Below are 17,020 nucleotides of genomic sequence, written 5' to 3'. Positions count from 1 at the left end.
CCTATCAATATATTGGATTGAGGGCATTTCGAGACCGACGATTACGATTAAAAAAACGAGAGTGGGAAGCAGCGAATAAAAAAATACAGTTGTTGATGCAGGTGCCAGTTTATGACTAGATTATTTGTGGGGATCCGTCAGTGGCTGCCCCCTTGATTCCTTCACACCATATTATCCAATCAATTTATTGGCTTGAGAGCTTTTAAGGATCGTCAGTTGAGACTAAAACAGCGAGATTGGCTGGCTGCTCATTCAAAGATACAACAATTAATGGCCAAACCGTTAGGTATGATGAGCTGAATTTTGTGGGGATCGGTCACAGTCTGACCCCATTGGTCCACTGGCCCCTTGATTTTCCGACTTAAGCGAATGGTTATGTCTGCTTGCCTGAGTTTTCGGATTCTAGATGAGAGGTATAAGAGAAATTCTGAAACTCCACCTTGAACATCGAAGCGCTTCGCTCCCCCTGCCAAAATTTCACGTTCGGATTTTGACCTTGTAGCACCAAGCATATTATCTCCAGCACATCGCGAGGCATATTCGGCCCAAAGTAAACGCCAGTAAGCGCTTCTGCCGGGTACGTGTACGGAGTGCCTGCCTCACTGTGAATGCACCTCCACTCACGCTCATATTTCCATGCCTTGGATTTTGTGCAAAAAAGGTCAAGGACTTCTCTTCGCTCTCCATCTGCGAAAACGCTCAAAGCATTCAGCTTAGGCATCTCGTCGACATACTTTACCTTTTTCGCCTTTTCAAAAAGCTCCGTTTCGGTATCGAACTCGAGGCAAAATCCTTGATATTTATCGGCATAGTGGGCCCACATCAAAAGCTCGTCGTTGACCTCAGAGAAGCAAGAAACGCCGCGATTTTCGATGAACTTTTCAATGATATCTTCACAGGCTGACCTAGCTGCTCTCATCAACATCGGCTTCAGATCCGCCGGAGGTTTTTCCTCTAATGCTTGCTTCACATGAGGTGGCCACGGCTTGGACAGATAGATCGACCTAAATTTTTCAATTTCGCTGGGGTCTATCTCGTGAATATCAGCCTTCAGTGCGCAATCATATGGATCGTTAAAGCCTGAGGGTGGCCCGAAATACACAACTTGGTTCTTAAGATTGAGAAGCGACTGTATGGTGAAAGCTTCGTATTTATACAGTTTTTTCGGAAGACCCAAGCTTGCCATAACGTTTCAATGTGGGGCTGTCGAAACGCAGTGAAGAAAGTCCCACACCATTGACTTGTTAGGCATTTTTTTCACCTCGGCGATTGAACTCTACGGTTCTTTTACCAAAACGACCCCGACCATGACCAAACCACATAGCACCCGTGAAGTATATGACACTGATGGTACTCCCAACCACTACCCAATTGATGCCATTATTGTTAGTTGTACTAAAAGTTATATTCTCCATAAAGTACTTTGCGCCAAGCAAGAGCCATATGGTGGTAATAAAGTAACTAACTATTTCATTGATTTTGGAAACAGAAAAAGTATCTTTAACTGAGACAGTTTTATAGAGTGGTCCTGTAACTAAATCTTCTAGCATATCTACATGATTTTCCCAATTTCGCTGCCATGATTTACTACCATTGTTAATTAGCGCCCAAGCAAATGCAGTAACAAACCCTATGCAAATGACACAATAAAGGACCTCGGTATTTTTAGCATAAAAACTTGAACTAAATACTCCAAAGTATGCGGCAAATGATGCAACTTGGAATGCCCAGAAATAAGTTGCCCTTCTCCAATAATTCTCGATCTCGAAATTCTTTGCCGACCAAGCAACATCATACGCTTTGAGAATTTTCTCTTCCGAGCTGTTTTCTATAAACGTACGAAAATACTCATCTTCAGTTACTTTCCTTAGGTCAGGTTCTTCCTCCTTATAGAAAAACTTCCAAATTTTACGTAATAGTTTGATAGTGTTCTCCATATGCCTAACAGTGTCTTTCATGAAGCCGTTGGCTTCATAATAAATATTAAAGAAGTCGCTTCATAATTCGGATTTAAAATTCTCAACCATCTGTTTTTTAATGAAATATCGATTATTTTTTTTGATAAATAGAGCCAAAAAGTAGAACTAGGTTGGAAAATTAGAGCCAAGACTTTGTTATCTTTGGAATGAATTTGTTTCACGGAAGAGGCAATTAGCATGGCAAAATCTCCATTTTTGAGTTCAATCGAATCCTTCATGCTGACGAGGCGATATAGTCGTCGAACAGTTAAAACCTATCTGTATTGGATTAAATATTTCATAGTTTTTAATGGCAAGCAACATCCAAAAGAATTAAGTGACCGACACATAGAACAATTCTTAACGCATTTAGCAGTGAACCGGCATGTATCTGCATCAACCCAAGCAATCGCACTAAATGCCATTGTCTTTATGAAAACAAAGTTTTTAGCATAAGAAGTGGGTTATGTGGCGTCCTTCAAAAAATCAAACCGGAAGAAAAAATTACCCGTTGTTTTAACTATTGACGAAATCAGTTGTTTAATTGCAAAGCTATCAGGTGTGAAAAAGCTGATGGTTTCATTGTTGTATGGCTCGGGTTTAAGGCGGATGGAGCTTTTACGTTTACGAGTGAAGGATGTCCAGTTTGATCTGAGCCAATTGCACGTATGGGATTATAAAGGTGCCAAAAGTCGCATTGTCACTTTAGCGAAAGAGTTACATGTACCACTGAAAGCTGAAATTAAGCGTGTCGATAGACTCTTGAAAAATGATCTATCAAATCCTCAGTATGCTTAGTCATCTGACTGCCTTTGCTTGTTAAGTTGGATTTCTCTTAGTTGCTCACTGATTTCTTTCAGTTTTTCTTCGGGATCTGTTTTCTCAATGCGTTGAACACAACCCAACGATTTGAATAAATAGAAAATAAAACCTAAGTAGCCAACAATTCCTAGGATTGGAATGATACTATTGAAAATTAACCCCAGAGCAAACCATATTAAGCCGGTAAAAAAAGCTCTACTAGCTTGGTACAACAGGCCAACTTGAAAATTAGTACTTAGTTGTTTGTCACCATTATAGTGGGCCTTTAGTCCAGCATATTTTTGCCACAGAATATTAAGCTGATCCTCTTTTGCTTTGGAAGAATACGATGAGAATGCGTCAGCCAATTTTGATGATAACTTTTGGCCAATTAGTAAAATTAACCAAAACAAGCCGGAGCCCAATGCTCCCTGAATGATAAGTGGCCAATCTGACACGGTCTTTACTAGCTCTTCCAATATTCACTCCATAGGTAACTTATCAGTTTGTTTTTCTGTGGCTACTGACTTCATAATAATTCATTTTTCAATATCCCTAATATACTGATTATTAATGACAGAGATTACATATCCATAGAAGAACTAAAATATTTCACAATTTTTGATACTAAGCAATAAAGCGGAATAAATTATCCCTTGCCATAACCATTCACAGGTTTAAATTTGAAGCATTCCCCCCCTCAAGCTACTATCTGATTTTCTCCAAGAAAAATACTTATGAAACGAAGCAAAGAAGACGCAGCGAAAACTCGACAGAAAGTGATTGATGCGGCGTTAAAGTTATTTGGTCAGCGTGGTTACAGTGGCACGACATTACGGTTGATTGCTGATGAGGCGGGTTGCTCGCGTGGGCCGATTTACTGGCACTTTGCTAATAAAGAAGAGTTATTTGAAGAGATTTTGGCCTATTCTCAGGCGCCATTAGAAAAGCTCATTGCTCAGTGTGATGATAGTCAGGAGCCCATCGAAGCGGCGAGTAACTTTGCCCGCCAGTGGCTGAGTTTATTATTTGAAGATACCTATTACCGCCAGTCATTTGAGATTTTGTTGAATAAAACCGAATACACGGAATCAGTATCGCCTTCACTGGAAAGGGAAAGAGCGTTAACGGTGTCGCTTATCAGCACTTTTGCATGCTTTGTTGATCGCTATCGTCAGCAGTCAAAAAGTCAGGCCAGCACGGATAGTCAGGTGGTGGCGATTTCGATGTATAGCTATTTGATGGGTGTGACACAAAGCTGGATGGTGAATCCCAAGCTTAATCAGCTTGAGGCGAATATCGAGTTTTATGTGGCCGAGTTTGTGCGTTTATTACAAAGCCCTCAGTAGCGACCAAGGGCTTTGGTTTTATTAAAATGCTGTCAGAAAACTCAAGGCATCCACACCGACTGCTCTTCCCTCTTTTAATGAGGTAGTGACTTCGTCATCGCCATATTCTTCAGCATAAATACGTGCCACACGATGTTTATGATAAGAACGGGCTTGCTCCCAGAAAGTCAGCGTTTGTGGTGCGACTTTTTCACCCATTTCTTTATGTAAGGCTGGCAGCTCATACCAATTCAGAATCGGTTTTTGATGGTGAGCATTGTGATAACAAAAATTCAGCACCAGCATATTCAGCCACGGATAGCGGTGTGACAATAAGTTGCTGTAGGTATTGGCCTGCTCGTACTCAAAATCACGACGATGAGGGAACACGGCATCCGGATCATCCAGGTTAAAAATGACTTCGTAGTTATGCTGATAACAGTCCATAAAGCGTAATACTGTGAACAACACGAGCTGAGCGACAGCATATAATACAAAGGCTTTCACGCTGATCAATAACACCGCCAGCAATAACGCGCCTCTGATTAATACCACTGTCAAAACCCGAGCACGTTGATCACGCTTTGATTCAATCGCCCATGGTGCAAACACCAGCATGGTGTGCATCATAATTTCTATGGCTGGAATGTATGCCCACTCAGCCGCTTTAACGACCTTTTCCATCGTTGGGTGCTGTTTTAGATAACTCCGGTAATCCCAGACCACGGGATCACAGTTATCAACATGATGACGCATGTGTTTGTAACGAATATCTTCAAAACGGCCATAACAACTGCCTGTAATCCAGTTGAGTACTTTGCCCAGTTTGGCGTTGTCCTTGTTGTCTTTAAATAAGGCATTATGCCCGCAGTCATGTAAAAGATAAGCGGCGATAATCATGCCGTGGGCACAGGCCAACATGCCCAGGATATTTATCAGCCAGTTATCAGCAAACATCGCAGCCCAGCCACCAAAGTAAGTGACGGTGATGTAGGCCAATACGCCTATACTGTATTTTGCACCGGCGGGATCACGAAGTTGAAATTTTTTAGCCATGTGACACCTCAGCTAACTTGGTGGCTTTTTGCCATTGCTCGAAATGCTGCTGCTCGGTATGACTAATCCAGCGATTAATTTCCCATAAGTCTGCAATCGGTGCATTGGTAAACGGCAGATGATGCAAATAACCATCTGGCCCAAATTCTGGTGTCATGGTGGTTTCTAAATAACCACGATCTCTTTGAGCAGACCAGATCGCTTCCCAGCAACGCTGATGACTTTCTAACGCAGCTTGATATTCTGGTGCCGCAGGATGTGGCACTTGTGGCCCCTGGTCATAACCTACCCGGCTATGAATATGATGAGCATGTTGGGCGGCGAGTTCGATGGCATCCCACTCACTATCCATTAGGCGTTCACTGACCACCACCCAATGACTAAAATCACAGGTGATTTTGATATCCGGCAGGTGTTCTAAAATCGCCATGGTATTCCATGGGCAGAAGAAGCTACGACCGCGATGCGTTTCAAAGGAACACAGCACACCATGTTTGTCTGCAATATCCATGGCGGCGTTGAAGAAGTCGATACTGGTTTGAATAGGCCAGGCATCACAGCCACCCATCACATTTACAAATTTGGGTTTGAGTGATTTGCCTAAAATGATTTGTGATTCCAGGTCAGATAGATGCTCTTCGACACTGGCTCGACGTCTTGGTACATAAGAACCAGCGGTGCAGACTTCCTGAATCCATTCAATATTATGTTTTGCGAGAGCCGCTTCAAGAGCAGGAAAATGGCTTGGGTCATCATGTTTGGCAGGCGCTTCCAGCCCTGAAAATCCGGCCTCTTTCGCCATGATAATCGCTTCTTCGATAGTGCCTGTGTGACCCCAAACTGTTTTGAAATTCTTTAGCTTCATCGTCATCTGTGACTGGCTCTTAATTAGTTAACATAACAGTGGACGAGCAAACAACATGCCAACATGTATGTATAAATAACAATATGTTTCAAAGCCTTACCATGGTTGACCTTAGAGGATAATAGCTTGATTGTTATATTTGACAATAGTAGAAAACAGCGTCTCTTTTGCACTTAGATTGTGCTGCCGGTGTTAACTTTTGGGGCATTATCTTCACAGCACTGCCCTTCAGTCACTAATAAAACTTTACCTAACTAAACCCGCATTAACAGAGGCGCTCAATATAATTAGCATCGAACAAAAATCTGTTTATTTTATTAAGGACACCTATATGACGAAGCGTTTCATTTTAGCTACTGCGCTTTGCCCACTTTTATTCGTATCACTATCCAGTTATGCCATGCCGCCTGGCGGACCGGGACCAGGACCGGATCGTGGACCACATTTCATCGTGCATGATGGTTACCACCATGAACGTCCTGGACGAATCCCTCCCTATTATTTTGGTTATTCTCTGCCGCAAGGCGTAGCACTGGCATTACTGGCAGGTGTGACTTATGCCGTCGTAGATGGCATGTATTACTACCGTAAAGAAGGTGACAGATACGTCTATGTGTCTACCCCACCCGCCGGCACCTACACCGTGGTTGAAAAAGCAGCTTCCACTACTTCATCAAGTGCTTTGGAGCCGGGAACGATTGTTAGCCAGTTACCGAAATCAGCCAAAAAAGTTGAGTATCAAGGACAGGCTTATTACGTGGTTGGTGAAAACTGGTACTTACCTGTTTCTGGAAACAGTATTGGAAATTATGTTGTCGTAACAAATCCACTTCGCTAGTTCATTATTGATAAGGATTTAATATGCATAATCAGCTTAAATCAGGTTTATTTATTGCACTTTTTCTTTGCACGATGGGAGTGAGCTATGCTGCTGAAGACCGAATGGATCCAGCTGCTCTCGAAAATGCAATGAAGTCATGTCGTGATTCAGCCAAGGGCAGTGTTGAACTATTTGATAGCTGTATGCAACAAAAAGGATTTAACCATCAGCCTCCACCCAGCATACCTGCACCACCGAAAGAAGTGGATGAGAAACTTAAGTCCGCGATACAGGACTGCCATGAAACAAGTAAAGCTGACCTGGCAGCTTTTGAGTCATGCATGGAGACCAAAGGGTTTAATAAACCCAGAATAGAGACACCTAACTAAGTTCAGTTTTCCAAAGATCGACATGGATGTCGATTTTGCCAGTTTGTGATATTGGCGTGTTCAGATCTCACTAGTATTGATAGCAGAAAATCACTACTACGAGGTCACCATGAATCACGCATTAGAAACATCTTATAAACCCGAAACCACACCCGGCGTTACGCCAAGCCATCCACTTGATCCATTAACCATTGAAGAGATTGCCATCGCTTCTGATTTACTTAGAAGAGAAAAAGGCTTGGGCGCTGAGTGTCGTTTCCCTTATGTGCAACTTGAAGAACCTTCAAAAGCCGAAGTATTAGCCTTCGAGGAAGGCCAAACATTTTCACGTCGTGCTTTTGCTGTGGTACTGGATAAAGCATCTGGTGCCATTCATGAAGCCATGATTGATCTGAATACCAACACCATTACACGCTGGGAACAGATTGACCCTGAAGTCACCGGACAACCGGCGATTATGATGGAAGAGTTCTTCACCTGTGTGGATATCGTCCAGGCCGATCCGGGCTTTATTGAAGCCGTTAAGCGTCGTGGATTAACCGATAAAGATATTGAAACCATTCAAATTGACCCTTGGTCATTTGGTTACTTTGGCGATGATGAGAAATACCGTGGCCGACGTTTAATGCGTGGCGTGGCATTCGTCCGTGATGATATTGTCGATAATGGTTATGCCCGCCCTATTGATGGTCTGGTGGCGATCATCGATTTAAATGAAGGCAAGGTCATCGAGTTGTTAGACGATGGTCAGAATATCCCCGTCCCCAAAACTAAACACAATTACGACACTCCGTCTCTCGCTAAACCGCGTGACGATCTCAAACCTCTACAAATAACACAGCCTGAAGGCGTCAGTTTCACCGTTGATGGCTGGAAAGTTAACTGGCAGAAATGGCAGTTCCGTTTGGGGTATAACCCTCGCGAAGGCCTGGTGTTAAATCAGTTAAGTTATCAGGATGGTGATCGTTTACGGCCTATTATTTATCGCGCCAGTATCAACGATATGGCGGTGCCCTACTCTGATACCAGTCTTAATCATTACTGGAAATGTGCATTTGATGGTGGTGAGTATGGTCTTGGTCGCTTAGCCAATCAGCTTGAGCTGGGCTGCGACTGTCTGGGCGCGATTCGCTATTTTGATATTCCAACCGTCGATGATAATGGCGTGCCATTCTTGATGAAAAACGCGGTCTGTATGCACGAGGAAGATTACGGCACACTGTGGAAACATTACGAGTTCCGCAGTGAAACCTACGAAATGCGTCGTTCACGTCGTCTGGTGATCAGTTTCTTCTGTACCGTGGGTAACTATGATTACGGGTTTTATTGGTATTTATATCAGGATGGCACCATTCAACAGGAAACCAAGCTGACCGGCATTATTCAGACAGGTGCACTGGTTCCTGGTGAAAAACCCAAATTTGGTGGCATGGTCACGCCCGAAATCTATGGCCCAACCCATCAACATTTCTTCAGTGCTCGTCTGCATATGATGCTCGATGGCGAAAATAATTCCGTGGTCGAAACCAACTTCACACCACGGGAAATGGATGAACAAGAAAATCCCTGGGGTAATGTGTTTAACACCGAAACCACTGTCTTTAAAACCGAACTGGAAGCCGCTCGCGAAGCCAATGGTCAGACTGGACGGTTCTGGAAAATCATCAACCCAAACAGCATTAATGCCGTGGGTAATCCTACCGGATATAAACTCGTTGCTGAGCATAATCCGGTGATGCTGGCTCATGATAAAAGTTATGTAGCCCAACGTGCCGGTTTTGCTAAAAAGCATTTATGGGTCACGCCGTATGATCCGGCTGAAATGAATGCGTCTGGCTTTTATCCTAACCAGAATAAAGGTGAAGGTTTACCGTATTACATACAGAAAGATCGTCCGATAGAAAACACCGATATCGTGGTCTGGCATACCTTTGGTCATACCCATGTCTGTAAACCTGAGGACTTCCCTATCATGCCAGTGGAGTATGTTGGCTTCACCCTGAAACCGAATAACTTCTTTATGGGTAATGCGGCGATGGATGTGCCTGCTGAGGGCAATAATCACAGCGTTGATACGGTAACTGGTACCGTGAAATCCGGCTCAAGCTGCTGCTCAAGCTAGACTGATGTGGTTAAGTTTGATTGATCTCTTGTGCAGCGTGGTAGTCATTATCACGCTGCAACAATGGGCTGTTAAGCGAACGCTACTGGCAAAGCCCGGATTATTCTTCACGGGTAATCTGGTGTTTTTGCTCGGTATGCTGCCGTGGTTTGATGAGCTGGCACGCTACTCTATCAGTTTGCATAGTCTGCAAAGCGTGCTGGTACATCATTTTGCTCCATTGTTATGGATTGGTTCATTACATCATCTTCAAACAGCTGATATGACAAGGGATAAAACCTTATCTCACTGGCCTATTACACTGTTGATGAGTCTGTTTGCTTTACTGACCTGGGTGTGGATGTTGCCTTCATTTCACCCCTTATTAATGCAAAGTTCACTGGTCTACAGTGGCATGAAGTGGTTGATGGCTTTAAGTGGTTTAGCATTATGCTTATCGATGTTAAGTCAGCATTACCAGACACGTTATTGGCAGAAGTTAAACAACATAACAGTCGTGATGCCATTATTGTTATGGGGATTGTTGATGTTTATTTTCCCAACGATGTACAGCGCGACACATACTGATCACCACCACCATCATATGATGAGTACATTACCAAGCTGGCTTCAAATGTCACCGATCCAGGATCAATTCATTGGTGGTCTGATATTCGTTGTGTCTGGTTTTCTCTACTGGCAATCAAACGCGATCAGCGTAACGTTTTCGCGTCATGCTCGGCGTCTCTCCAAATAAACGACGATATTCCTGAGAAAAATACCCCATGTGGAAAAAGCCATAATTGGCGGCGATATCCGTGACCGGGAGATAGCTTTTTGTCAGTTCCCGTCTGGCTGCATTCAACTTAACAGCTCGCAGATACTGCATAGGTGAAGTGCCGGTGGCCTTGTGAAAGCTGTAATTTAAGGTGCGGTGTGGGATGTTCAATGCTTTGCAAATATCTACAATACTCGCGCAACTGCCTTCGCTTGAAGCGACATAATCGTGACAACGCTGCACGATATAATTATGTTGATTTCCAAGCCGTTTTAGCTGACTGTTATCCTTATCATCTGCTTCATAAATCGTTAATGCCAGTTGGATAAGTTTATCTTCCGTCGCTTTTAATATCAGTTCTGCATTAGCGGCAGTCTGCGAAACGGTCTTTAAACTCTCAATCAATTCAGACAGTTGCTGACGTAAGTTCACCAAAAATGCAGGAGCGGTTTTTATACCGTAACTTTTTTTAAAACCTATCAAGCGTGTGTAAGTTTCATGACTCAGTAGTTCAGCTAAACGCTCATGGTCAATCGAAATAATGCTGTAATCGAGTTCTTCAGGCCCAACGAAAGAAAAGTCACTTTCATAGGGTAATAAGGTAATACCTGAGGCCATAATCTGCCGTGCTTGCTCAGAAGCATCACTCGGTTCAACATGATGAGGAATCATCATACTAATCTTGCCCATTGGCGTATGAGTATCCTGAACAACGCTCTGTTTCATGCGCTCTCGGAACACCCGGACAGCATCCATCTGAATATCTTCAAGAAAGCCTTCAAATTTACCGGAGCTTAACTGATCGTATTCCTGAGGCCAGTCCTGTAACGAATGAGCATGTTGATACACATCATCAAAAACGGCTGATTGACTGAACATAATGCATACACCAATTATGACTAATAATAGGATGTAAGCAAAAAATGAACCGCTGTCTGTCTAAGCAAGAAGGAAGCGTTTCAAATAAGATTTTCTCTAATAAATACAATAAGTTTGATATTTAGGAACAGCTGTAAGATAACAGCAATCAAGCTATTTCAGTGCCCTGATTTGGGGCATTTTCAGAGCAATGTTTAAATATCGGGCATCAATGAATTGAAAATGATAAAAACATTAAGCGACAGTAATCGGCTCATCGATCAATTTATCGATGTTGAAATACAGGCAATCTGGTGAATTGTCGCGTGTATATATTCCATCAAGCACTTTGCCAATCTGACTTAACTGAGCCAAAGCACCAGCATTACTCGCCTGAAACTCACTGGCATCATATGTCACGACATCGTTAATTTCATCGATTAACAGGGCAAATCTGGGCGTTTTGCCATCATCGGTTACGAATAACAACACTTGTCTCATAGCCGCTTGTAAATGTTCAATAACGCGACTAAATAGTGTCTTCATTCGCTGGATAGTGGCGCCGCGTTCACGATGCAACAACTCGATGGCTTCATCCGTATTGCCACTGTCGCGAAGTGTCAGCAATCGTTCTGCCGTTTCATAAAGTGCCTGCTGATTGACATCAAATAATGCCAGCAGATCCATTAAGGTTTCATCTCTGGCGTGAAATTGTTTTCGCCATTGACTGAATTTGCAGTTTTTTAATTCGGTGGGATATTTAAACTCACCACCACCAGTAATGACAGCTTCAAGCGCATTCATCCAGTCGATATGCTGTTGCTCATAATGTCTTAGCTCATCAATCACTGCTAATTTACTATCGATACCTGAAGTAACACCAACTCGGTGAGCGAAGTCCAGAACGGGCACGACAATACCCTGATATTTAATCACCCCTTTCAGACCACGTTCTTCCACAGGGACTTTCTGGATTGCATCAACATCCTGTCCCAGCATCAACACATAGTCGACGTTGAGACCAAACATCATATCTTCAATAAAGAAGGTGAAAACCTGCCTTTTCTCTGATGCTTTAGTAGCGTTAGTCGTTTGAGCAGAATGCAGTGCCATGTGCTGTCTCCATCCAAAAGCTGTCTGTTTATATAGAGCTATATCGGCTGTTTAAACTGATACTGAAACAAATTTATTTTTATCAGTGCAGGTCAGCTCTTAATCGGGCTTCATCAATCTGTGCCCCGAGTCGTCCACAGACAAATCGCAAATCCAGCTCCGCATTTTCCAGACAACTGGTTGCTCCCGGTGAAGGCGTCATATTAAAGACGATACCGGTGCCTGGATTGATTTTCGCTTCACCCAGCATCAACTGAGATGATTTTTTATCAATCAGTTGAGGACGTACCCCGCCAAACCCTTTAGCAAAGGTCACATCTTTTAATTGCAGAGAAGGTACGATTTTGCGGGCATCTTTCATAAATAACCAGCGACGAAGCAGAGGTACTTCAAACAGGAAGTTTTTCAGAATGTAATTACGGATGTCTTTGACCTTAAATAGATCCCAGAACACTTTCATCACTCGTGAATCCAGCTTTAATACCCGCAGGAACTCAAAAAATGTTTTGCTGTTGTAGCGTTCCAGCATCGGTAATAACAGTGCTGTTGGTCCAAAGCGGGTTTTGCCTTCAATCAACACATCCGGATCACCATGAACGGCTGCAAATGGCAGTTTATCGTTTTGTACGGTGTAAACCTTACCGTTTAACAATGGTGGCGTGAAATAAAAACTACCAGCAACAGGTAAGCAGGAAAACTCCAGTCCGTAGCCCATTTGCTGGGCCAGTAACAAACTATGACCACCCGCTGATACCACCACTGTTTTTGCCTTGATAACAGCACCTTCAGTGACAATCGAAAACAGACCATCTTTTTCAATAATGTCCTGTACATGACTGTTCATGTAGAGATGCGGAGTTTTATCTGTGCGTTTTTGTGCCTGTTCCACAAAACTTTCAGCCAAACGCTGGTAATCAACTGCCGAGTATTCATCAAGAACCGCTAATGCGACACAAGGCTCTTCTCGAAACTTGCCATCCACCATCACCACATTAGGTTCAATTTCGGCAATTTGCTCTTTTTCCAACAGTTGCATGGAAGTGAAAACAGTACGAAAACGCTCGAAACGCTCACGTAACATCGCACATTCTTTTTCACCCACACCTAATACCATTTTGGGGTATTTAAAAATGATTTCGTCCCGCTCAGGCAGATCGTCAGCGTAATTAACAATCATCTGTGCAGAGGCTTTAACTTTAGCGGCCTTCTCCAGGGTGTAATTGGTTTCAATATCACCACAATGAAGTGTTTGACTGTTATTTCGCCCGTTAGAGTTCACCTTGGCAACATGATCATATTTTTCAATCAGAGCGATATCTTGAATGTCGGTGTATTCAGTAAGCAAATACATCAGCGCAGTACCGCATACGCCACCACCGATAATGGCTACATCATGGACTTGGTCTGTCATTTTTTATCCCAGAAAAAACTGGCGCAGATTTTAGCAGAATCAGCGTTTCATCGCAGGCAAAAAATAGCGATGAAACGCTGTTATTGATGCGAGACCCTACTTATCGTCTTTTTTCTTATTCATCTGCGAAAAAGAGGGAATAGATGACAAGATTGATTGCAAACGATCCTGCTGCTCAGATTCAGCATCCAACTCATCACTATCATCATCCTCTTCAACATCCGATGACTTTTCAAGATCCTTGATTTCTTTAAACATCTGATCCAGCTCATCATCAGAGGGCAATGGTTCTTCTGTCAGGTCCTGCCACATATCGGATACTGCAGATTTGGGATCAACCAGATTGACCGGTTCATCAACCTTATCCTCATTAAAATACTGCTCCACATCCGAAGTAGCTTGTTCTGCAGCATCAACCATTGGTGAATCATCATCTTCAGCTGGTGCTGGATACATTGCTGAAAACTGAATCGATTCATCTTCGAGCTTACGTTCATCAATAATATTGACGTCATAGGTCAGACTGGACGCAGCCTCTGAGGTTGATGCTTTTTCATCTTGTTCTGGTTCTATATCAGTCAGTTCATCTTCTACTGTCTGAGCAACCTCGTCCAGATCAAATTCTTCATCTGCATCGATGTCAGGTAGGTCAGATTCAACCTCAAACTCAGCAACAGATAAGTCCAGATCAACGTCATCGTCTGTCTCAATATCAACTAATTCCGGCTCTACCTCTTCATCTGCGAGGTTCACCGCTTCAGAGACTGGCGATTCTGTTGTTATTTCTTCAGGCTCATCATCAGAAACTGGAGTTTCAGTCACCGCCTCTTGTTCAGGTTCAGGTGTTGATTCAGCCGCTGTTTGTTGGCTACTACGTGCTTTCGCCTCAGCACGAAGTTGTGCTGTTCTGGCGCGTACTTTTTCACGCAATTCATCCAGCTCTGATCGCATTTCTGCAATTTCTTCCGAGGGTGCAGAAGGCGTATCTTCACTCGAAGCCCTTTGCTCCGGCACTTCAGTTTCAGAGTCAACTTCATCGTCCGCGTCTTCAGCTGTCATGAGGAGGCGTAAACGCTCTGCTTCTGTCTGGAAGGCTGGCTCTGGCTCTGGCTCTGGCTCTGGCTCTGGCTCTGGCTCTGGCTCTGGCTCTGGCTCTGGCTCTGGCTCTGGCTCTGGCTCTGGCTCTGGCTCTGGCTCTGGCTCTGGCTCTGGCTCTGGCTCTGGCTCTGGCTCTGCAATAGCATCCTCTACTGAATCAGCTTGTCTAGCAAAATCTTCTGCTATCGAGTCAATATCAGACGGAGTGACCTCGTTTTCCGTAAGTTCAGATACCTCAGCAGCATTCTCTGACAAAGGCACTTCTGTGTCAGCGCTATCTATCGTTACGCTCGGTTTGAAGTCAAAACTATCGCTTTTTAGGAAATCTTTTAGGCTTCTTGATTGTTTATTTTCTGTCTCAACCGGTTCAGGGCTCAGCTCTTCATCACCAGCAAATTCACTCGTGATCTCATCAATCGGTTCTTCAGTTGTAATCGGTGGAGTTAGCTCTAATGAGGCTTCATCAGCAATATCTTCACTTTCTGGAAATTCATCTATTGGCTCAACAGCAACTTGTTGTTCATCCAATGTCTGTGCAGGTTCTTCAAGCTCATCGGTCTCAAAAGCTGAAAGTGCTGAACTGTCACCTTCGATAATGTCAGGCTGATCATCTGAAGCGACATCAGGCTCTTCAATCATCTCAAGATCAATATCAGACTCAGGCTGTTCCGACATAATATTGTCAGGCTCAGCATGTAAAGTGTCTTCATCTTCCGACAGCGGGGCTTCTGTTAACTCCGGTTCATCTTCAGAAATAATGGAAAGCTCATCTGCCTCGGTCGTGTTCTCATCTACAAACGCTTCAGCAGCATCGTCATCTTCGTCAGTGATAGATGTTGCCTGTTCAAACACATCATCTGTTAACGGTTCGATATCATCACTCTCAGCAACCGCTTCCAAGTCAGCATCGGTATCAACAGCCGTTACGGATTCAATCTCAGTGATGTCTGACTCATCACTCACTGAATCAAGTTCCGGAGTCAGATCGTCTGACGGTGGTTCAATAATATCACTGGCGCTGGATTCTGTTTCCTCAACCGAGAAATCAGAAATCGTGTCTTGTATCTCATTATTATCAACATCTGACACTACATCCAGGTCAGCTTGAGTTGAGTCATCACTAGCAATTGTGGAAGAATCTTCAGGCCAGCTTTCGGCTGTTGAATCGGCTAAATCACTATCCAGACTTTCTTCGATTTCATCCTGTTCAGTCTCATTCTGAGCATCATCGGATTCATTAACAGCAGGTGTTTCAAGTTCAAAACTGGCTTCAATTTCATCAGCGGGTTCTTCAATCAGACGTTCACTTGCTGATTCAAACGAATCAGGTTCCAGCTCTGTGTTTTCAAGGACTTCACTAATTGACGCTTCCGTTGTTGCGCTTTCATCACTTTCTATCTGCTCTGGCTCAGAGGAAGTTGCTTCTTCAGTCACAAATTGTTCAGCGTCTAACTGGCTTTCTGTCTCTTCTGGCGCAGCCTCATCAACCGAGTTTTCGATATCTGCTTCAGTCTCTAATGATTCAACAGGTACTGGGACAGGTTCAGGCTCAGCATCTTCAATGGCTTCTGCAGTAGACGCTTCTGGTATTGTACTTTCATCGATGTCTGATGGCTGAGCTTCGGAAAGGACGGCTTCTTCAGTCACAGATTGTTCAGCGTCTAATGACGCAACTGGTTCTATATCGAGATGAGTATCGTCAACTGTATCAGACGCTTCAGCTTCTGCAACGGGTTCTTCTGGCGGTGAACTTTCAATATTTTCAGAGAGAAGTTCAGAATTTTCGTCAACTCCGTCGTTTACAGATGATTGCGGAATATCTAAAACCGTATCCGGTTCCGACGTTTCTACCGTTTCACTGACATCAGAAATCGACTCATCAATTTCAGATTGAAGCTCAATATTTTCAGTTAGCTCATTTTGGCTCTCATTGATTTCTGGAACAGGGCTAACCTCTTCATCCATCGTCTGCTCAGGCAGTTCAGCCTCAATATCAATATTGATCTCTTCCGATGCTTCAATATCACTCACTTGAACAGCTGATTCAGAGTCAGCGCTGTTATCACCCTCAGTTTCAGCAAGCAGTTCGTCGGCAAGGTCATGGGTATCCGCAACAACATCATCCTGAGCAGGTTCATCTATGATGTCATTCTGTTCTGCTTCTTCAGCTTGCTGCTGGATATCGACAGACGCATCTTGCGCGTCAACTTCATCTATCTGTTCTGCCGAAGGTTCAGACATTAAATCATCTTCGGAAGCCTCAGCTTGCTCAAAATCAGCCAATAATTCATCGACTGCCAAATTCTCAGTATTTTCTGGCTCTGGCTCTGGCTCTGGCTCTGGCTCTGGCTCTGGCTCTGGCTCTGGCTCTGGCTCTGGCTCTGGCTCTGGCTCTGGCTCTGGCTCTGGCTCTGGCTCTGGCTCTGGCTCTGGCTCTGGCTCTG

At 43.7% G+C, this 17,020-nt stretch carries 16 protein-coding genes; 7 read left to right on the top strand and 9 right to left on the bottom strand.

Annotated features, from left to right (window positions below; all coding sequences use genetic code 11):
• Positions 1-373: 373 nt before the first annotated feature.
• Both AC13DA_RS00825 and AC13DA_RS00820 read right to left on the bottom strand, forming a co-directional pair.
• On the bottom strand, positions 374-1,186 hold the full coding sequence (locus tag AC13DA_RS00825; protein WP_284451119.1) for a DUF2971 domain-containing protein: 813 nt from the start codon (positions 1,184-1,186) through the stop codon (positions 374-376).
• A gap of 58 nt (positions 1,187-1,244) precedes the next feature.
• Positions 1,245-1,958 (bottom strand): RipA family octameric membrane protein, encoded by a 714-nt coding sequence (locus AC13DA_RS00820; RefSeq protein ID WP_284451118.1) that lies wholly within the window; start codon positions 1,956-1,958, stop codon positions 1,245-1,247.
• 198 nt (positions 1,959-2,156) lie between these two features.
• On the opposite strand from AC13DA_RS00820, the gene AC13DA_RS00815 reads away from it, so the two are divergent.
• Together AC13DA_RS00815 and AC13DA_RS00810 are read left to right on the top strand one after the other, a co-directional pair.
• On the top strand, positions 2,157-2,414 hold the full coding sequence (locus tag AC13DA_RS00815) for a site-specific integrase (protein WP_284451117.1): 258 nt from the start codon (positions 2,157-2,159) through the stop codon (positions 2,412-2,414).
• 12 nt (positions 2,415-2,426) lie between these two features.
• Positions 2,427-2,756 carry a tyrosine-type recombinase/integrase gene (locus tag AC13DA_RS00810; protein ID WP_284451116.1) on the top strand — a complete coding sequence of 110 codons (330 nt, stop codon included), beginning with the start codon at positions 2,427-2,429 and terminating at the stop codon, positions 2,754-2,756.
• Here the strand turns inward: AC13DA_RS00810 and AC13DA_RS00805 are convergent.
• Positions 2,753-3,238 (bottom strand): hypothetical protein, encoded by a 486-nt coding sequence (locus tag AC13DA_RS00805; RefSeq protein WP_284451115.1) that lies wholly within the window; start codon positions 3,236-3,238, stop codon positions 2,753-2,755. The two genes, AC13DA_RS00810 and AC13DA_RS00805, sit on opposite strands and share 4 nt — an antisense overlap.
• A 258-nt stretch (positions 3,239-3,496) precedes the next feature.
• Between AC13DA_RS00805 and AC13DA_RS00800 the strand changes: the two genes are divergently transcribed.
• Positions 3,497-4,108 (top strand): TetR family transcriptional regulator, encoded by a 612-nt coding sequence (locus AC13DA_RS00800; protein ID WP_284451114.1) that lies wholly within the window; start codon positions 3,497-3,499, stop codon positions 4,106-4,108.
• A gap of 21 nt (positions 4,109-4,129) precedes the next feature.
• On the opposite strand, the gene AC13DA_RS00795 is transcribed toward AC13DA_RS00800, so the two are convergent.
• Positions 4,130-5,143: a fatty acid desaturase family protein gene (locus AC13DA_RS00795; protein WP_284451113.1), complete on the bottom strand. Its 1,014-nt coding sequence runs from the start codon at positions 5,141-5,143 to the stop codon at positions 4,130-4,132.
• Positions 5,136-6,014: a sugar phosphate isomerase/epimerase family protein gene (locus AC13DA_RS00790; protein ID WP_284451112.1), complete on the bottom strand. Its 879-nt coding sequence runs from the start codon at positions 6,012-6,014 to the stop codon at positions 5,136-5,138. The genes AC13DA_RS00795 and AC13DA_RS00790 overlap by 8 nt, the downstream gene beginning before the upstream one ends.
• 325 nt (positions 6,015-6,339) lie before the next feature.
• On the opposite strand from AC13DA_RS00790, the gene AC13DA_RS00785 reads away from it, so the two are divergent.
• The 4 genes from AC13DA_RS00785 to AC13DA_RS00770 all read left to right on the top strand — a co-directional run bounded on the left by AC13DA_RS00785 (position 6,340) and on the right by AC13DA_RS00770 (position 10,075).
• Positions 6,340-6,846 (top strand): DUF6515 family protein, encoded by a 507-nt coding sequence (locus AC13DA_RS00785; protein WP_050797515.1) that lies wholly within the window; start codon positions 6,340-6,342, stop codon positions 6,844-6,846.
• A gap of 23 nt (positions 6,847-6,869) precedes the next feature.
• Positions 6,870-7,217 carry a hypothetical protein gene (locus AC13DA_RS00780; RefSeq protein ID WP_007144764.1) on the top strand — a complete coding sequence of 116 codons (348 nt, stop codon included), beginning with the start codon at positions 6,870-6,872 and terminating at the stop codon, positions 7,215-7,217.
• Between the two features lie 109 nt (positions 7,218-7,326).
• Positions 7,327-9,339 carry a primary-amine oxidase gene (locus AC13DA_RS00775; protein ID WP_284451111.1) on the top strand — a complete coding sequence of 671 codons (2,013 nt, stop codon included), beginning with the start codon at positions 7,327-7,329 and terminating at the stop codon, positions 9,337-9,339.
• Positions 9,340-9,343: 4 nt separating this feature from the next.
• Positions 9,344-10,075: a cytochrome c oxidase assembly protein gene (locus AC13DA_RS00770; RefSeq protein ID WP_284451110.1), complete on the top strand. Its 732-nt coding sequence runs from the start codon at positions 9,344-9,346 to the stop codon at positions 10,073-10,075.
• Here the strand turns inward: AC13DA_RS00770 and AC13DA_RS00765 are convergent.
• The 4 genes from AC13DA_RS00765 to AC13DA_RS00750 form a co-directional block, all read right to left on the bottom strand.
• Positions 10,022-10,975, bottom strand: coding sequence for a helix-turn-helix domain-containing protein (locus AC13DA_RS00765; protein ID WP_284451109.1), 954 nt, complete (start codon positions 10,973-10,975; stop codon positions 10,022-10,024). The genes AC13DA_RS00770 and AC13DA_RS00765 overlap by 54 nt on opposite strands.
• Before the next feature lie 234 nt (positions 10,976-11,209).
• Positions 11,210-12,067, bottom strand: coding sequence for a chemotaxis protein CheW (locus AC13DA_RS00760; protein WP_284451108.1), 858 nt, complete (start codon positions 12,065-12,067; stop codon positions 11,210-11,212).
• A gap of 82 nt (positions 12,068-12,149) precedes the next feature.
• On the bottom strand, positions 12,150-13,478 hold the full coding sequence (locus AC13DA_RS00755; RefSeq protein WP_284451107.1) for an FAD-dependent oxidoreductase: 1,329 nt from the start codon (positions 13,476-13,478) through the stop codon (positions 12,150-12,152).
• Positions 13,479-13,574: 96 nt separating this feature from the next.
• The coding region (locus AC13DA_RS00750) for a hypothetical protein (RefSeq protein ID WP_482945778.1) at positions 13,575-17,020 on the bottom strand (3,446 nt) is incomplete at its 5' end.

The sequence above is a fragment of the Methylophaga sp. F-2 genome (assembly GCF_056859315.1).
This window is presented reverse-complemented; position numbering and strand designations above follow the sequence as displayed.